Source organism: Erysipelatoclostridium sp. AM42-17 (genome assembly GCF_003480255.1).
Taxonomy (GTDB): Bacteria; Bacillota_I; Bacilli_A; order Erysipelotrichales; family Coprobacillaceae; genus Faecalibacillus.
The window spans coordinates 35,271-51,632 of sequence record NZ_QUIN01000018.1 but is presented as its reverse complement, the minus strand read 5'-3'; the positions used below and the strand labels follow the sequence as shown (position 1 = coordinate 51,632).

16 protein-coding genes are annotated in these 16,362 nt (G+C 31.2%); 2 read left to right on the top strand and 14 right to left on the bottom strand.

From position 1 onward, the window contains the following. Positions 1-230: 230 nt before the first annotated feature. The 11 genes from DW911_RS07760 to gmk all read right to left on the bottom strand — a co-directional run bounded on the left by DW911_RS07760 (position 231) and on the right by gmk (position 11,106). Positions 231-788: a ferritin family protein gene (locus tag DW911_RS07760; RefSeq protein WP_118433010.1), complete on the bottom strand. Its 558-nt coding sequence runs from the start codon at positions 786-788 to the stop codon at positions 231-233. A 115-nt stretch (positions 789-903) separates the two neighbouring features. Next, on the bottom strand, positions 904-1,266 hold the full coding sequence (gene crcB / locus DW911_RS07755) for a fluoride efflux transporter CrcB (RefSeq protein WP_118433011.1): 363 nt from the start codon (positions 1,264-1,266) through the stop codon (positions 904-906). Further along, on the bottom strand, positions 1,266-1,862 hold the full coding sequence (locus DW911_RS07750) for a thiamine diphosphokinase (RefSeq protein WP_118607678.1): 597 nt from the start codon (positions 1,860-1,862) through the stop codon (positions 1,266-1,268). Before DW911_RS07750 ends, crcB begins: the two co-directional genes overlap by 1 nt. Beyond that, complete coding sequence (gene rpe, locus DW911_RS07745) at positions 1,859-2,509, bottom strand: ribulose-phosphate 3-epimerase (RefSeq protein WP_118433013.1); 651 nt, start codon at positions 2,507-2,509, stop codon at positions 1,859-1,861. Before rpe ends, DW911_RS07750 begins: the two co-directional genes overlap by 4 nt. Continuing rightward, the gene (gene rsgA, locus DW911_RS07740; RefSeq protein ID WP_118433014.1) at positions 2,502-3,377 is read right to left on the bottom strand and encodes a ribosome small subunit-dependent GTPase A; all 876 of its coding nucleotides are present in this window, start codon (positions 3,375-3,377) and stop codon (positions 2,502-2,504) included. The genes rpe and rsgA overlap by 8 nt, the downstream gene beginning before the upstream one ends. Positions 3,378-3,379: 2 nt before the next feature. Beyond that, positions 3,380-5,281 (bottom strand): Stk1 family PASTA domain-containing Ser/Thr kinase, encoded by a 1,902-nt coding sequence (pknB, locus tag DW911_RS07735; RefSeq protein WP_118607677.1) that lies wholly within the window; start codon positions 5,279-5,281, stop codon positions 3,380-3,382. Beyond that, positions 5,274-6,020 carry a Stp1/IreP family PP2C-type Ser/Thr phosphatase gene (locus tag DW911_RS07730; protein ID WP_118433016.1) on the bottom strand — a complete coding sequence of 249 codons (747 nt, stop codon included), beginning with the start codon at positions 6,018-6,020 and terminating at the stop codon, positions 5,274-5,276. The genes pknB and DW911_RS07730 overlap by 8 nt, the downstream gene beginning before the upstream one ends. Continuing rightward, positions 6,020-7,048 (bottom strand): 23S rRNA (adenine(2503)-C(2))-methyltransferase RlmN, encoded by a 1,029-nt coding sequence (rlmN, locus tag DW911_RS07725; RefSeq protein WP_118607676.1) that lies wholly within the window; start codon positions 7,046-7,048, stop codon positions 6,020-6,022. The genes DW911_RS07730 and rlmN overlap by 1 nt, the downstream gene beginning before the upstream one ends. A 5-nt stretch (positions 7,049-7,053) precedes the next feature. After that, complete coding sequence (gene rsmB / locus DW911_RS07720) at positions 7,054-8,298, bottom strand: 16S rRNA (cytosine(967)-C(5))-methyltransferase RsmB (protein WP_118607675.1); 1,245 nt, start codon at positions 8,296-8,298, stop codon at positions 7,054-7,056. A 2-nt stretch (positions 8,299-8,300) separates the two neighbouring features. Continuing rightward, on the bottom strand, positions 8,301-10,490 hold the full coding sequence (gene priA / locus DW911_RS07715; RefSeq protein ID WP_118607674.1) for a replication restart helicase PriA: 2,190 nt from the start codon (positions 10,488-10,490) through the stop codon (positions 8,301-8,303). A gap of 52 nt (positions 10,491-10,542) precedes the next feature. Next, entirely contained in the window at positions 10,543-11,106 is a 564-nt protein-coding gene (gene gmk / locus DW911_RS07710) for a guanylate kinase (protein WP_118433020.1), read from the bottom strand. Positions 11,107-11,205: 99 nt separating this feature from the next. Here gmk and DW911_RS07705 point away from each other — a divergent pair, with 99 nt between their 5' ends. Next, positions 11,206-12,849 carry an Rqc2 family fibronectin-binding protein gene (locus tag DW911_RS07705; protein ID WP_199589131.1) on the top strand — a complete coding sequence of 548 codons (1,644 nt, stop codon included), beginning with the start codon at positions 11,206-11,208 and terminating at the stop codon, positions 12,847-12,849. A gap of 19 nt (positions 12,850-12,868) precedes the next feature. On the opposite strand, the gene DW911_RS07700 is transcribed toward DW911_RS07705, so the two are convergent. The 3 genes from DW911_RS07700 to DW911_RS07690 all read right to left on the bottom strand — a co-directional run bounded on the left by DW911_RS07700 (position 12,869) and on the right by DW911_RS07690 (position 15,464). Next, on the bottom strand, positions 12,869-13,198 hold the full coding sequence (locus DW911_RS07700) for a hypothetical protein (RefSeq protein WP_118433021.1): 330 nt from the start codon (positions 13,196-13,198) through the stop codon (positions 12,869-12,871). A gap of 80 nt (positions 13,199-13,278) precedes the next feature. Then, positions 13,279-14,259, bottom strand: a complete 981-nt coding sequence (locus tag DW911_RS07695) for an aldo/keto reductase (protein ID WP_118433022.1) — start codon at positions 14,257-14,259, stop codon at positions 13,279-13,281. A 2-nt stretch (positions 14,260-14,261) separates the two neighbouring features. Beyond that, positions 14,262-15,464, bottom strand: coding sequence for an L-lactate MFS transporter (locus DW911_RS07690; RefSeq protein ID WP_118433023.1), 1,203 nt, complete (start codon positions 15,462-15,464; stop codon positions 14,262-14,264). Positions 15,465-15,616: 152 nt separating this feature from the next. Between DW911_RS07690 and pgeF the strand changes: the two genes are divergently transcribed. Continuing rightward, positions 15,617-16,360 carry a peptidoglycan editing factor PgeF gene (gene pgeF / locus DW911_RS07685; protein WP_118607673.1) on the top strand — a complete coding sequence of 248 codons (744 nt, stop codon included), beginning with the start codon at positions 15,617-15,619 and terminating at the stop codon, positions 16,358-16,360. Positions 16,361-16,362: the final 2 nt, after the last annotated feature.

Sequence of the window (16,362 nt, the reverse complement as noted above, 5' to 3'; positions counted from 1 at the left end):
TTTCGAGTGCTCGTTTATACTACCATCTTTTCTCTTGTTTGTCTACTCTTTTTCCCCTTTTTTTATCCTTTTCTTTTACCTTTTTTCCTTTTGTTTTAAAAAATCCCCTTTTTATCATTGTTTTTTATTTTTCAACAAATAAAAAAATCAGGGATTATTGAAGTGAACCTCCTAAGTTGTCCAACTTTTTCGGTTCACTTCATTATTTCCTGATCATTTTATTTACTTTCTTATTTTTCACCAAAATATCTAGCTAGTAATCCAGCAAATGCTTTTCCATGTCTTGCTTCATCTCTAGCCATTTCATGAACTGTATCATGAATTGCATCTAAGTTTAATGCTTTTGCTTTTTTTGCTAATTCTGTTTTTCCGGCTGTTGCTCCGTTTTCAGCTTCAACTCTCATTTGTAAGTTCTTCTTAGTTGAATCAGTTACAACTTCACCTAATAATTCTGCAAATTTAGCTGCATGTTCTGCTTCTTCATAAGCAGCTTTTTCCCAATACAATCCAATTTCAGGATATCCTTCACGATGAGCAACTCTAGCCATTGCAAGATACATTCCTACTTCAGAACATTCTCCTTCAAAATTAGCTCTTAAATCTGCCTTAATATCTTCATCTACATCTTTAGCTACCCCAACTACATGTTCAGCAGCCCAAGCCATTTCTCCTTCTTCTTGTTTAATAAATTTATCTGCTGGTGCTTTACATACTGGACAAGTATATCCTTCTGGTAACACATCTCCCTCATAAACAAATCCACATACTGTACATACAAATTTTGCCATATTTCATTTCTCCTTTTCATTTCCTTAATAGGAATCATTACTACTTAAGTATAGCTCCTATTAATTAATTTGTCAATAAAGAAGGTATAAAAAAAGATAAATCATGATGATTTATCTAAAATGATGTCACAAACTCCATTGCACCATATAATACAATAAAAGATATGCTTAAAGACAAAATAATATATAGGCAAGATTGAAACCAATATCCTTTTTGCATTAACGTAATGCAATCTAAAGAAAATGAGGAAAAAGTTGTAAATCCTCCACAAAATCCCACTTTAAAAAAAGAAATCAAAAAAGTTGAATCTTGATGATCTTTCAAAATAAAACCAGTTATCACACCTATCAATAAAGAACCTACTATATTGATACACATTGTTTGTATTGGAAATACACCATCAAATTTAATTTTACCAAAGGCGTAACGTAAAACACTTCCTAAAGCACCACCTAATGCAACATACAAATAGCTCATTATTTATCCCTCGATTCAATGAGTAATATTGGACAATTATTTTGAATATAGGCTCCGCCCTCTAATATTTGATTAGATACACAGAGTGGATCATTATTTTTTAAAAGATAATGTTTCAATGGATATTGAGCATTTTCAATATCTATGTATGTATCTTCAAATGCAAAAAGCGAAAAATATTTATATTGTCTATTATTAATACAATACCTTCCGGGCATAAGAATTTTAATACTGTTATAGCGATCATAAACAACAATTTCTTTATCCTGATATTGTTTTAATAAAGCAATAATTGCCATAAAGTGATCGATTCTTTTTCCAGTTACACCATATAATTGTATCTCATCATAATTCTTTTCTAATGCATATTCAACCGCCGCATGTGTATCTGTTACATCTTTTCTTTGAGGAAGTGTCTTAATCTTTAACGTTTCTAATATTTTTTTATCTTCAAGAGAATCAAAATCACCAATAGCCATGATTGGCATTATTCCCTGATGAACTAAATGTAATGTTCCTTGATCAACGCCAATATAACTTATTGTTAGATCAAAAGGAACACCATCATATACTGAACCACAAATACCTATTTTCATTTTAATGAATCTATTTTTTCTTTATAATTATCACTATTAAAGATATAGCTTCCGGCAACAAGTACATCTACGCCTTTTTCTTTACACATTAATCCGGTTTCTTCATTAATTCCACCATCTACTTCAATTAAATAATGATAGTTTTGATTTTCTTTCATATTTTTTAATTTTTCAATTTTATCTAATGCACTTGGATTAAATTTTTGACCACCAAATCCCGGTTCTACAGACATGACTAAAACTAAATCTAAATCTTGTAAATAAGGAAGAAGCGCTTCAACAGGTGTAAATGGTTTAATACTTACTCCAACCTGTACATTTTGTTTATGAACATAATCAATTAATTCTTTAACATCATTTTCATTATTCATTGCTTCTAAATGAAAAACAATAAGTGATGCACCACTTTTAATAAATTGGTCAACATAAAGACGAGGCTGACTAATCATTAAATGAACATCTAAAAACAAGTCCGTTACTTTAGAAATATCATTTAAAATACTATATCCAAAAGAAATATTTGGAACAAAATGTCCGTCCATCACATCATAATGAACCCATGATGCTCCTGCCTCTTTAATTGAATCAAGTTCTTCCTTTAATTTCGTAAAATCTGCTGATAAAACAGATGGTGCAATTTTAACCATATCGTTTCTCCTTCTTTTTCTTTAATTCTTGTAAATAAATTAAATAGTGTTCGTATCTTTCTTTAGATATAAGACCTTCTTCAACAGCTTGCTTAACCCCACATTGTGGTTCACTATCATGAAGACACCCTCTAAATTTACAATTTTGACTATATTCATCAAAATCGTGATAAGCTCTAGCTGCATCTGTTGGTTCCATATATAATTCCAATGATGAAAATCCAGGAGTATCAGCAACATAACCATCATACATTTTCAACAATTCAACATGTCTAGTTGTATGTTTTCCTCTACCTAGAGCCTTTGAGATTTGATTTGTTTCTAGATTCAAATGTATATCTAAAGCATTAAGCAAACTGGACTTCCCCACTCCGCTTTGACCTGTAATAACAGTTACTTTATCCTTAAACACTGCTTTTATTTCTTCAAGTCCAACATTATTTTTTGAACTCGTTTTAATAACTTGGTATCCTGCTTTTTGATAAGCATCAATAGTTTCTTCTATATGATCGTCACATTCTAAATCCATTTTAGATACAACAATAATAGGTTTAATATGATGATATTCAATCAGCAACAAAAATTTATCTAATAACATTGTTGAAAATTCTGGCTCTTGTCTAGAAAAAACCAATAATGCCTGATCTACATTAGCAACAGGTGGACGTACTAAAAAATTATAACGTTCACCTATTTTCATAATGTAACCATCTCCGTCATGTTGATCTTCAAAATCAACATAATCTCCAACCACTGGCTTTATATCATCCTTACGAAATTTTCCACGGGCACGGCATTGAATCACTTCTTTTCCATCATCTATATAATAAAACCCCGCTAATGCTTTAACTATTCGTCCTTTTTTCATATTTATTCTTGATAATAGTAGATAGTAATTGTTGTTCCTTTCTTATCTACTTTCGTACCTGCTGATACGCTTTGTTTATATACCTTTCCTTTCATTGTTTCATCAACACTGCCATCATCCGGGAACTGTGTTGGTGATAATGTAACCACAAAACCTAAATTTTCAAGATTACTTTTTGCATCACTATAAGAAAGCCCATTAACCGAAGGAACCGTTTGACTATAACCACTTGATACAGTTAACGTAATATGACGATTTTTATCTGATGGATCTACACGATAACCAACAGCAAGATTTTGATCAATAACTGTTCCTGCTGTTTCATCAGAAACTTCATCTCTTCTTGAAACAACAAAACCTAGTGCTTCTAATTTTGCCTTTGCACCATCATAAGTCATACCTGTATAGTCATCCAAAACAGTATATTGTCCCTTTGATACTGTTAAAACAATAGTGCGATCTTTTTCGGTTGGATCTTGTTTATAACCGCTTTTTAAACTTTGGCCAATAACTGTTCCTGCTTTTTGACTAGAAACAGCTTCTTCTTTTTCTACATTAAAATGTTTTTTTAGTTTTATCTTTGCTTCATCATAAGTCATTCCTATATAATTACCAACAACAATATACTTTCCTTTAGATACTGTTAAAGTAACAGTATCCCCCTTATTAATTGTTGTTCCTGACTTTGGATTTGTCGCAATAATCTTTCCTTTTGTATATTTATCTGATAATTCTTTATAAACAGTATCACTAATTTTAACATCATATTCACTTAATATCTTTTGTGCTTTTTCTTTCGTATATCCTGTCAAATCAGGCATAACTGTATTATCATTGCCTCCGGCAAATAAAATAAAATACATAAGCAAACATAATACTGCAATTATTCCTGCTGCTAAAGGAATGATCACTTTTAAATCTTTCTCTTTAATTCTTTGAAGTAAAGATTTTTTCTTTTTATTTTTTTTATCTTCTGACTTTTCTCTTTGAAGATGTTCTGGTTCTTCTTGATCAAATATTTCATTTTGACCAACTACAATTGTTGGTTCATCATTGATATCATGATAAAATTCTAGCTTTTCTTCATTTTTTCTTGATAAACAAGTTTGTAAATCAGCCAGCATTTCTTTTGCACTATGATATCGATCGTTTAAATTCTTAGCTGTCGCTTTAATAATAATATTTTCAACAGATTGTAAAATACTTGGATTAAATTCTCTTAATGAAGGTAAATCTTCTTGCATATGTTTAAGTGCAATATTTACTGGTGATTCACCATTAAATGGGACCTCACCCCTTAACAATTCATAAAAGACTATTCCTAAAGCATAAATATCACTTTGCGCTGTTGCTTTTTCACCACGAGCCAATTCTGGTGCTAAGTAATGTAAAGAACCCATAATCACATCAGTTTGAGTTACATGTGTCAACGATTGAATTGATGCAATACCAAAATCAGCAATTTTTGCCGTACCCGTATCCGTTACTAAAATATTTTGAGGTTTTAAATCACGATGAATAATACCCAGTTGATGAGCCTTAGCTACACCACTTACAACTTGCTTCATAATATCTACTGCTTCTACCATATGTAAAGCACCACGTTTTAAAATCAATTCTTTTAAAGTTGTTCCCGGAACATATTCCATCACAATATAATATTGATTACCTTCTTCACCTACATCGTAGATTTCAACAATATTCTTATCTGATAATGCAGCAGCTGCACTTGCTTCTCTTTGAAAACGAGTAATATATACAGGATCTTTAGCTAGTGATGTTCTTAATATTTTAATAGCAATAGCACGATTTAAAATCGTATCTTTAGCTAAATAAACATCAGCCATGCCCCCTTGACCTATTAAATCAATAATCTCATATCGGTCTGCAATGATTTTATTCATTTACCTTTCCTCCTCTATGTTCCACAATAACAACAGCAATATTATCATGTCCACCATTTTGATTAGCACGGTCAATTAATTCATTCACTTTGGCTTGTACCGAAATTTTTTGATTTAAGATTTCATGAATAACACTATCATCAATAGCATTATACAATCCATCACTACAAATCATTAAATCATAGTGACTAATATCAATAGTAGAAATTGTTGGTTTAATTTCCATATCAACACCAATAGCCTGAGTTAAAACATTTTTTTGACTATGATGTTTTGCTTCTTCTAAACTAATAGCTCCTCGATCAACGAGTTCATTAACAAAAGTATGGTCCTTTGTTACCTGTTTAATTTCTTCTTGATTATTAATATAAATACGACTATCTCCTACATGACAAAGATAAGCTTGATTTTCATCAATGACCGCCATCGCAATAGTTGTTCCCATTCCTTTGGTATCTTCATCCATATCAGCCATACGTTTAACAATTTGATGTGCTTCATAAACCGTGTCTTGCATCCATTCTAACACTTCTTCTCTTGAAATAAATGGCGGATTACAACGAAAGCATGAAAGAACATGTTCTTTCACTACATAACTTGCAATCTCTCCTGCTTTATGACCTCCCATACCATCACACACTAAGGCTAAAATCTGATCTTTATAATTGTGAATAACTACTGCTTGATCTTGATTTTTTACTCTCATTTTTCCAATATCGGTATTAGCATAAAATTCCATTATTTCACCCCACTTCGTTTAGCTCTAAGTTGACCGCACGCTCCATCAATATCTTGTCCGTGTTCTTTCCTTACAGTTACATTAATTCCTAATCTCAATAATTCACTTTTAAATTCTTCAACTGTATCATGAAGACTTGGCTGATAACCATTTTCATCTACACTATTATATGGAATTAAATTAACATAAGCATTAAGCCCCTTCATATAATGAGCCAATTGACGTGCATAAACTAATGTATCATTGACATCTTTTAACATAATATACTCAAAAGTGACCCGTCGATTCGTTTCTTTAATATAATCTTTAACTGCTTGTCTTAATTGATCCATTGGATAAACTTTATTAATTGGCATAAGTTGATCACGAATTTCATCATTAGGTGCATGTAAAGATATCGCTAAATTAGTTTGAATTCCCTCATGACTGTATTGTTCAATTTTAGGAACTAAACCACATGTTGAAATGGTAATATGACGTGCTCCAATAGCTAATCCTTGAGGATGATTAATAATTCTTACAAACTTCATCACTTCATCATAATTATCAAACGGTTCCCCTGTTCCCATAACAACAACATGCGATACTCTTTGATTTGTATCTTTCATGACCGCCATAATCTGGTTAACCATCTCTCCAGCAGTTAGATTTCTTTGTTTCTTTAACAAACCACTTGCACAAAAGCGACATTGCATGTTACATCCAACTTGACTAGTCACACACAATGAACGACCATAATCATGAATCATAAGTACCGATTCAATTAAACTCCCATCAGCTAATTTAAATAAATATTTAATCGTTCCATCTTTCGATACTTGTTTTTCACTAATTAAACATGTATCAATAACACATTCTTGTTTTAATTGTTCTCTTAAATCTTTAGAAAGATCACTCATATCATCAAAATCAAATGCCATTTTCGTGTATAACCATTTGAAAACTTGTTTAGCACGAAATGGTTTTTGATTAATTGTTTGAAAATATTCTGTTAACTCTTCTAATGAATGATTATATAAATGTTTCATTTTTTCTATTCCTTTATCATCTTACACATATAAAATCCATCACTATGATATTGATAATTGAGAATTAATTTTTCCTCAATTACTTTCATATTGGGATGTTTTTTTACGAACTGTGCAATCATCTTTTCATTTTCTTTTTTATTGATTGTACAGGTACTGTAAACCATTTTACCATTATTTTTCAACAAATAATATGCCTTTTCTAATAATTTTCTTTGCAATACAATAATCTCATCCATAGCATCACTAGGATGATATTTAATCTCTGGCTTTCTTTTTAAAACACCTAGTCCTGAACAAGGGGCATCCAACAAAACAGCATCAAATGAAGCTTCTGGCTCATCAATTTCTAAAGCATCTTGTACATGTAAATGCACATTGTTTACCCCTAATCTTTGACAATTCTTTTTTACAAGTTCAATTTTATGTTCAAACAAATCATAAGCTTCAATATCACCCGTATTTTCCATAATTGCGCTTAAATGTGTCGTTTTGCTTCCTGGAGCACAGCACATATCTAATACTCGACTTCCTTTTTCAGGATTCAATAAAGTTCCTACCAACTGACTTGATTCGTCTTGTACAGTAATCAAACCATCTTGATACTCTTTAGTATTAGCGATATTACCATGACGATAAAGTACACCTACATTTGATAAGTTACCTTTTTGGTAATCTTCATTTTCTAAAATCTGATCAACCGAAGTTTTCAATGTATTGGCTCTTGCCATACGTTGAGGTGTTCCATTATCTTCAATACATATTTTTTTTGCTGTTTTGTAGTCATATTGACTTACTAGCATCTTAACTAACCAAAGAGGATGGCTTGTCTCAATTGAAAGTCGCTGTAAAGGTTCTAATCCCTCTAGTGTTGGTTTAGGTTGACGAAGATAATTTCTTAATACTGCATTAACAAAATCTCCGGCATGATAATTTTCTTTTTTTGCTATTATGACCGCTTCATCAATAATAGCGTAATGAGGTATCTTTGTTAAAAATTCTAGTTGATATATAGACATATAAAGTATTGTCTTGATTTTCCTTTTTACTCTTTTTCCCTTAATAAAAGGTTTTAATAAATACTCTATATATAATTGATTTTGAATTGTCCCATAAACAATATGAGTACATAAATCTTTATCTTTTCTTGATAGTTTACTATCACTTAACACATGATTTAAAGTGATGTTCAAATAACTTTGATCAATATAATATTGATTTAAAATTTCAAATGCATGAATTCTTGCCATAACTATAACATTGTATATGGATTAAAATCACATATAACTCTAACCTTTCTTTTATTTTTATTATAAAAATCATTAACCCTTGATAATACCGGATAAAGCATCTGACTCTTTGTCGTCTTAATCATTAATCGCATACGATATTCATCACTCATACGATAAATCATACAAGGAGCAGGTCCTAACACCGTTTCTGTTAATTCTTTTTCTAAATAAGTTTTAATTCTTTGACTACTTTGTTTGACCTCATTTTCATCTTTACCTTCTATCGTTAAAGTAACTAAATGAGCAAATGGAGGATAATGACTTAATTTTCTTATTTTCATTTCCTTTTGATAAAATTTTTGATAATCATGTTCTTTAACGCACTGTAAAACAAAATGTTCAGGATTATAAGTTTGGATCATCACTGTTCCTTGCTTACTTCCTCTACCACTTCTACCCGATACTTGTTCTAATAATTGATACGTTCTTTCATTCGCTCTAAAATCAGGAATATTAAGAGAAATATCAGCATTTAATACACCTACAAAAGTCACATTAGGAAAATCTAATCCCTTAGCAATCATTTGTGTTCCTACTAACACATTCGCTTTATTTTCTTCAAATTCTTTCAATAAACGATGATGTCCATTTTTCTTACGCGTTGTATCTACATCATATCTTAACACTCTTGCAAGTGGAAATAATTGACTTATCTGTTCTTCAATCTTTTCAGTACCATAACCCACCATCTTCACTTGCTTACTGTGACAATGAGGGCAAGTATGACTAACAGGCATAGAATAATCACAATAATGACATGTCAACCTTTGAGTAGCTTTATGATATGTTAAAGTTACATCACAATGAGGACATTTAACAACTTCGCCACAATCTAAACAACGCATATAACTGGCATAGCCTCTTTTATTTAATAAAAGAACAACTTGTTCCCCTTTTTCCAAACATGATTGAATCGCTGTTTTCATTTTTGATGAAAACAAAGAATAATTATGTTTTCTTATTTCTTGAGCCATATCTATCAATTCTACTTCTGGTAAAGGATTTTGATTAATACGGTGTGGTAGTTCACATAAATCATAGACCCCTTTTAAAGCGCGACTATAGGTTTCTAAAGACGGTGTTGCACTTCCTAAAACAAGGGGGCAGTGATGATATAATGCTCTTTTTCTTGCTACTTGGCTAGTCAAATAACGTGGAGTACTTTCTTGTTTATAACTGGCATCATGTTCTTCATCCATAATAATCAAACCGATATTTTTTAGTGGTGCAAACACGGCGCTTCTTGCACCTACTACAACCATCACTTGACCTTCTTCAATTCTTCGGTATTCATCATAACGTTCACCCGAACTTAATTTAGAATGAATAATAGCTACTTTTTTACCAAATCTTTGTTTAAAAGCAGTAACCATCATCGGTGTTAAAGCAATTTCAGGAACCATCATTAAAACTGATTGTTGTCTTTCTATCACTTGACTTGCAAGTTGAAGATAAACTTCAGTTTTACCAGAACCCGTTACCCCATGAATTAAACAAGTAAAATAAGTTCCTAGTTTTTGACTTATATGAAATAATACCTTTTGTTGATCATCACTTAATTTTAATGCCTGACTCATTTCAATATCATCTTGAAAAGGATCACGTTTAACTTCTTCTTGAATATATTCAATTACAGTTTGTTCAACCAACTTATCTAAAATAGCCTTACTATATGGACTATCTTTAACTTTCACTTTTTTATGTTCTTTCATATACGCTAAAGCTTCTTGCTGTTTTACAGTTTTAACTAATTTATCTTGTTTAAAAACAGCATATTTTTCATATCGAATCCCACTACCTTGCGTACTATTAGGTTTTAATTGAATTGGTAACATTGCTTGTAATACAGCAATTTTAGGTGAAAGTGTTAATTTAGCAAGGTAATCAGCTAACTGTAATAATTCTTTATTTAATAATGGTTTTTGGTCAATAACACTTTTAATATACTGATATTTAAAGCCCTGACTTTTTTCTAACTCATCTTGTGTAAGAGAAGTTTCACTACACATTTCTACATAACCAACAATTGAACGATGACGAAAAGATATTTCCACACGACATCCTGTTTCTACATATTGGTTGGATAAATAATCAAAAGTTGTATCTAAACTTTGATTAGCATATTCAACTAATACTTTCAAAATATACATTTCATCACCTTCTTTTTCTCTATTTTAACATAAAAAAAGCACAAGTTAATGCTTATGCTTTGTGCTCTTTAATTATTTTAGCAATCTTTTCTTTAGCCGCCATAATATCATCATTTTCTACTACATATTTATATTGATCTTTAGTCGCAATCTCTTTACGTGCTTTATTTAAACGCTCCATGACAATATCTTCACTTTCAGTACGACGTCCACGAATTCTTCTTTCTAATTCTTCCATTGAAGGTGGTACTAAGAAAATAGTAAGCGCATCAGGACATTTTTTCATCACTTGTAAAGCACCCTGTACTTCTATTTCTAATACTACATTTTTTCCTTCATCTAATAATTCTTCAACATAGTCTTTAGGAGTTCCATAATAATTTCCTACAAACTTAGCCCATTCAATTAAGCCCCCATCAGCAATCTTTTGAGTAAATGTCTTTTCATCAACAAAGAAATAATCAACCCCTTCTTTTTCTGCAGGACGTGGTTTTCTTGTTGTCATCGAAATTGAATAAGCTAGATTTAAACTTTCATCTTTAAATAACTCTTCTCTTACAGTCCCTTTTCCTACCCCGCTAGGACCACTTAAGATAATTAGCATGCCTCTTTTCACTATGTTCACTCCCTCTTTTTATAAAACTTATCCTACAATATCAAAGAGATAATGTCAATTAAATTCATAATATGTTATAGTTACATGGGGTGAGAAAATATGGCTTATGACGGAATTATGATGCATCGCATTATCGATGATTTAAATACAACCATTATAACCGGAAGAATTAATAAAATATATCAAATATCTAAATACGAATTACTTTTTACAATTCGTGCTAATAGACAAAACTATAAATTACTGATTTCATGTCATCCGATGTATGCTCGTGTTCAATTAACTGAATTAGAATACCCAACTCCTGAATCACCTAATACCTTAACTATGCTCTTTAGAAAATATTTAGAAGGTGGTTATGTTAAAGCGATTGAACAAATCGAATTAGACCGAATCATGAAAATAACCTTGCATTGTCATAACGAGTTAGGAGATCTTGATGAATACTATCTCTACATTGAAGTTATGGGAAAACATTCCAACATTATTTTATGTCGACAAAACGGAAAGATTGTTGATTGTATCAAACGTATTACACCAAGCATGAATAGTGAACGTTTTTTACAACCAGGAGCCACATATCAATTACCTCCTGTTATTCAACATAAATTAAATCCTTTTTCAAGTGATTTTATAGAAGACAATAATTTAACACGTGTGTACCAAGGGATGTCACCTATTCTTTCTAGAGAAATACTCTATCGTCACGATCAAGGTGCTGATTTTAAAGATATTATGAATGAAATCAAAAATTCACAAACAATATATCTAAGCAACGTCAACGATAAAGAATATTTTCATTTAATTGAATTAACTCATTTAAATGGTAAAACAACAGCATATCCTTTATTTAAAGGTTTAGATCAACATTTTAATCTCATTGATCAAAAAGAAAGGATCAAACAACAAACAAGTAATTTATATAAAATTATCTCGAATGAATATCAAAAAAATGTCACAAAACTAAAAAAACTAGAAAGTACTTTAGAAGACTCTTGTAATAGTGATGAATATCGTATAAAAGGAGACTTGCTTTATAGTTCATTACATCTTATAAAAAAGGGAATGTCACAAATAGAAGTAGATAACTATTACGATAATACCAAAATACTGATTGATTTAGATCCTAAACTAGATCCTAAAGCCAATGCACAAAAGTATTATAATCGTTATCAAAAAGCAAAAAATTCTATTCAAGTCCTTCATGAACAAATTGATTTAACTAAAAAAGAAATTGATTACTTTGATTCATTACTTACAGCCATGGATCACGCTTCTTATTATGATGCCTTAGAAATAAAAGAAGAATTAGAAAACGAGGGGTATTTAAAAAAGAAAAAGAAGAAAAATACGATTCGTAAAAAGGGCATCCCTCATTTTGAAAGTTATCTTACTAAAGATAATATCGAAATCTGTATTGGAAAAAATAATCTCCAAAATGATTATTTAACTTTTAAATATGCTCATCGCTATGATACGTGGTTTCATGTTAAAGATATGCCCGGAAGTCATGTTATCGTAAGAAAACAAGATTTAGATGAATATACAATTCGTCTTGCTGCTAATATTGCTGCCTTATTTTCAAAAGGAAAGAATTCAAGCAGTGTTCCTGTCAATTACACACTTATTAAAACATTAAAAAAACCAGCTGCCAGTAAACCTGGTAAAGTCATCTTAGATCACTATAAAACAATATATATTGATCCAGATCCAAATATTTTAAATGAATTAAAACAAAAATAGATGCAAAGCATCTATTTTTTTAGAATACAGAATTATTATTACTTTGAACAAAGGAAGTTTGGAAATAACGGGGATAATATCTTGGTACTAAAACAACATTGTTGACACGACGACATTCAATAGGACAAATGACCGGTTGTTCAACATATTGATTTTGGCAAGTCGTACAAACTCTTGTTGGTGCTACAAGTGGTCTTGGACAATTACCGTTCCAATTAGAATTCCAGTTTGTGTTCCAATCATTGTTACAACCTTGTCCATTATTCCAGTTATTAAAGTTTGAACAAGATTGACAGCTTTGACATGTTTGATTACAACCACTTTTAAAACAATTTTGATTACAGTTCATCAAAACACCTCCTAATGTATCTTATGATAAATAATGAATGAAACTAGGCGTTTAGGAAAAAAAGATCTCATTATGAGATCTTATTTGTAATCATCAGCTTCTAAGCAAAGATAAGCCACTTCTTTTTCAGTTAATTTAATTTGTGAAGCTTCTAAACAAGAATCAAATTCTTTACGATCACGTGAACCAATAATCGCACAAATATCAAATCCTTGATTTAATACATAAGCTAATGCAATATTAATTGAAGGAACACCTTTTTCTTTACCTAAAATTTTAGCTCTATTTAATCTTTCAAAGTTTTCTTCTGTAAAGAAAGCATCTTTAATATCTTGAGGTGCATTTTCATCATAAATATCAGCAAAGAATCCATGACCTTGTGCTGCCCAAGAGAATAAAGTAATATCTTTATCTTTATGCCAACGTGCATATTGATCATCAGCATAAACACATCCTGGCCATCTTGTTTTAGCAACATGTCCTAAAGAATAAGATGGGTTATTTACTGATAATCCTTGATATCCTTTTTCTTTACAATAAGCAATGGCTGCTTCTACACGATCTTGTTCCCAGTTAGATACACCATAAGTTGTAATCAACCCTTCTTTACGATGTTGTTCTAAACGGTCCATGATATCTCCAACAGGTACACTAGGATCATCACGATGTAGTAAATAAATATCAAAATGATCACATCCTGTATGTAATAAACTGTAATGTAAATCATCAGTAATGATATCTGGTTTTACACGCCAGTATTCTGGATGATGTGCTCCATCTGGAGTAATAATAGGATGACATGCTTTATCCATAATAACTAATTGGTCTCTATTACCACGTGAATCAAAATATTCTTTTAAGATTCTTTCAGATTCACAAGCATGTTTACCTTGATAATGAGCCCCGTAGAAACGCCCAGTATCAATCACTGTTCCCCCTTTTTCAATATATAAATCTAACATTTGAAAAATTTCTTCTTTATATTCTTTATTAAACCAAGCAGTTCCCATAATTAATTTAGAAACTGGTTTATCTAATCCTTTTATACGTGTATATTCCATTTTTAAGCCTCCATATTTTTAATTAATACGACATCTAAAATAATAGCCACAATCGCAACCCCAATAGCTACCATATAAACATTTCCATATGCCATGAATCCTGCTGATACATCAACAAATTTAGCAGCAATTTGTGGTCCTAATAAAGATCCAATAGCATAAGCAAAGAACATAATTCCATAGTTCATCCCTTGATTTTTCATACCAAAGTTTTTAGCAGTTAATGGTGGATAAACAACTAATACCCCACCAAAAGTACCACCTAATAATACTAAGCAAACAATAAAGAATGCCATATTAGATCCAGCTAATTTTAATCCAAATAAAGATAACGCTGTAATGATTAAAATACCAACAAGAGTTTTAGCTTCACCAACTTGATCACAGAATTTACCAATAATCAAACGACCACATAAATTAGCAATACAGTTAATCGCTACAAAGTTACTTGCTACAATAGGATCTACTCCAAGTTGAGTTTGTGCAATAGTTGATAAAGAACCAATCATCATGATTCCTGCTGTACAAGATAAAGCAAATAAAATCAACATGACATAGAATTTGCTTGTTTTAAGCATTTCACTAGGTGTATAGTCCTTTGCAGAATTGTTAGCTGCCATGGCAGCTGGTGTATAACCATCAGGTGTCCATCCGGCATCAGGAACAGCTGCAAATAATGAAGAAATACAGACAAGCACTGCATAAGCAACACCAATGTAAATAAATCCTGTTGTTCCCATTGATTGGCATAAAATCGCACCAACTTTAGACAACGCTAATGGACCTACACTAGCAGAAGCTAATAGTAATCCAGAAATTGTTCCTTTCTTTTCTGGGAACCATTTTAATGCCATGTTAAGTGAAGGATTATACAATAATCCATTTCCTGCACCAGCAATAAAACCTGTTGTTAAATACAACATTGGAATAGAAGAAGCAAATGCAGTTAATGCCCAACCTAATCCAAAAACAATACCACCAATAAACATTAATTTTTTTGGACCACTTTTATCAACAATTTTACCTGATAAAATACCAAAGATAGCCATAAATGTTTGGTAGATCGTAAGTGTTAATGCAACTTGCGATGCATCTCCACCAGTCGCAACTTGTAATGGTTTTGAAAAAACACTAAAAGCTGCTGAAGCACTACAGCAAAAGATCATAATAAACGCTGCAGTAAATACAATTTTTCTTTGTTTCATAAATCCCTACTCCTTGTAAAAAATTTCACAATGTAATTATATAAAGGGATATCAGAATAATCTAATACACTTTTTTGACAAAACCTATAGATAAAATCTATAGGTTTTTAAAATATAAATACGTTAAAATAGAATAGAGAAACGGAGGATATATGAAAGTAATTAAATGGAATCTACATCCTGATGTAGAAGCATACACAACAACAAGAGAATTAGGTGATATCTCTTTAAATAATCCTAATAAAAAACAAGTCTTACAAAATCGTCAAGAACTAGCAGCAATTATTCATAGTGACTTAGAACATATGGTGGCTCCCCGTCAAACACATTCCACTCATCTTCAACAAGTATTTTTAAAAGATGGTGGAACCAATATGTTGACACAAACAGACAAATTATATGAAGTAGATGCAACTTATAGTCGTGATCCAAATCTCTTTCTTTTATCATTTCACGCAGATTGCACCCCTGTTCTTATATATTGCCAAGACCAAAAAATCGTTTGTGCTATTCATTCTGGCTGGTTAGGAACAGTTCGACAAATTGTAGATAAGTCTGTTCGCTACTTAATCGAACACGAAAACTGTCAACCTCAACATATGTATTGTTTAATTGGACCATGTATTTCTAAAAAGCATTTAGAAGTTCAAGATGATGTTATCAATCAGGTCAAACAGATGAACTTCGATACAACGCCTTTTTATAATCAAACTGACGATATTCATTACTTACTTGATAATAAAGGCTTAAATAAACAACAATTACTTAATCTTGGAGTATTAGAACAAAATATTCAAGTCAGTGATTATTGTACTGTTGAAAATAATGACTTATTCTTTTCACATCGTAAAAATAAAGACGGTCAAAGAAATATAACATTAATAAAAAGAAAGTAAGA

Excerpts from the sequence above, each read along its gene's own strand:
- DW911_RS07760 (WP_118433010.1), bottom strand. The coding sequence starts at position 788 with ATGGCAAAATTTGTATGTACAGTATGTGGATTTGTTTATGAGGGAGAT.
- crcB (WP_118433011.1), bottom strand. The coding sequence starts at position 1,266 with ATGAGCTATTTGTATGTTGCATTAGGTGGTGCTTTAGGAAGTGTTTTA.
- DW911_RS07750 (WP_118607678.1), bottom strand. The coding sequence starts at position 1,862 with ATGAAAATAGGTATTTGTGGTTCAGTATATGATGGTGTTCCTTTTGAT.
- rpe (WP_118433013.1), bottom strand. The coding sequence starts at position 2,509 with ATGGTTAAAATTGCACCATCTGTTTTATCAGCAGATTTTACGAAATTA.
- rsgA (WP_118433014.1), bottom strand. The coding sequence starts at position 3,377 with ATGAAAAAAGGACGAATAGTTAAAGCATTAGCGGGGTTTTATTATATA.
- pknB (WP_118607677.1), bottom strand. The coding sequence starts at position 5,281 with ATGAATAAAATCATTGCAGACCGATATGAGATTATTGATTTAATAGGT.
- DW911_RS07730 (WP_118433016.1), bottom strand. The coding sequence starts at position 6,020 with ATGGAATTTTATGCTAATACCGATATTGGAAAAATGAGAGTAAAAAAT.
- rlmN (WP_118607676.1), bottom strand. The coding sequence starts at position 7,048 with ATGAAACATTTATATAATCATTCATTAGAAGAGTTAACAGAATATTTT.
- rsmB (WP_118607675.1), bottom strand. The coding sequence starts at position 8,298 with ATGGCAAGAATTCATGCATTTGAAATTTTAAATCAATATTATATTGAT.
- priA (WP_118607674.1), bottom strand. The coding sequence starts at position 10,490 with ATGTATATTTTGAAAGTATTAGTTGAATATGCTAATCAAAGTTTAGAT.
- DW911_RS07705 (WP_199589131.1), top strand. The coding sequence starts at position 11,206 with ATGGCTTATGACGGAATTATGATGCATCGCATTATCGATGATTTAAAT.
- DW911_RS07700 (WP_118433021.1), bottom strand. The coding sequence starts at position 13,198 with ATGAACTGTAATCAAAATTGTTTTAAAAGTGGTTGTAATCAAACATGT.
- DW911_RS07695 (WP_118433022.1), bottom strand. The coding sequence starts at position 14,259 with ATGGAATATACACGTATAAAAGGATTAGATAAACCAGTTTCTAAATTA.
- DW911_RS07690 (WP_118433023.1), bottom strand. The coding sequence starts at position 15,464 with ATGAAACAAAGAAAAATTGTATTTACTGCAGCGTTTATTATGATCTTT.
- pgeF (WP_118607673.1), top strand. The coding sequence starts at position 15,617 with ATGAAAGTAATTAAATGGAATCTACATCCTGATGTAGAAGCATACACA.